Origin of the sequence: Streptomyces adelaidensis, assembly GCF_016598475.1 — a bacterium.
Classification (GTDB): Bacteria; Actinomycetota; Actinomycetes; order Streptomycetales; family Streptomycetaceae; genus Streptomyces; species Streptomyces adelaidensis.
Genome location: NZ_JAEMUX010000257.1, coordinates 1 through 989, shown reverse-complemented (window position 1 = coordinate 989; position 989 = coordinate 1). Strand labels below are relative to the sequence as shown.

At 70.3% G+C, this 989-nt stretch carries 1 pseudogene; it reads left to right on the top strand.

Going from position 1 to position 989, the window contains the following annotated elements:
* Positions 1 to 3: 3 nt before the first annotated feature.
* Positions 4 to 989, top strand: a pseudogene (locus tag I8N67_RS41680) (hypothetical protein); the annotation flags it as partial.

Below are 989 nucleotides of genomic sequence, written 5' to 3'. Positions count from 1 at the left end.
GGCGTGAGTGAGGAAAGGCCTGTTGTCTCGGCCGAGATACCGGAGTTCACCGGGAATCTGGAGCAGCTGGAGACGGACGCCGCGGACATCGCGTTCGACGGGATGGCGGTCGGGGCCGCCGGGCTGCTGATCGACGCCGACTTCAACCTCCTGGAGCCCTTCTACAAGGCTCCCGAGGCCGACCAGCTCTTCGCGACGACCGCGCCGGTCGCGGCGGCCGGCGACGGTCTGCGGACCGAGCTGGGTACGGTCTCCAGGGCGCTGCTCGACTACGCGACCGAGGTCCGGCCGCTGGTCGACCGGCTCAACTCCCTGCGCGAGGAGGCGGCGGCCTTCGAGCGGCGCGTGACGGACGACGACGAGTGGGTCGCGGACGGCGACCTCATCGAGGAGAACACGAACCGCCGCAACGCGGTGAACGCGGCCTGGTCCGCCTTCCAGGCCGCCGAGCTGGCCTGCCACAACAAGATCGTCGCGCTGGTCGGCGGTGAGCCGCTCGTCGTCAACGACGGCTCCGAAAAAGAGAACATGTACGGCTACCGCGCCGAGGACCTCAACGCGGCCTCCGGGCTGCCGTGGGGGGACGCCGTCGAGGAGTCCAACCCCTGGTACTACTTCCACGAGCACGCCTGGGACTTCACCGTCGGCTTCGTGGTCGATGGTGTGTGGGGCACGATCAAGGGGCTCGGCACGCTGGTGGGCTTCAGCGGCTGGGACGCGGCCGGCCAGGCCTGGGTCGGCCTCGGCAAGCTCGCGACCGGCATCCTCATCACGGGAACGCCGCTCGGTGCCGCGTACTGGCTGACCCCGGCCGACAAGCTCCCCTCCTGGCTGCGCGACTCCCGTACGGCCGTGGTGGAGACCGGGAAGGCGCTGATCGCGTACGACGAGTGGGGGAAGAACCCGTCGCGGGCGGCGGGAGCGGTCACGTTCAACGTCCTGACGACCATTTTCACGGGTGGGGCGGGAGGAGCGGCCGCGGCGACCGG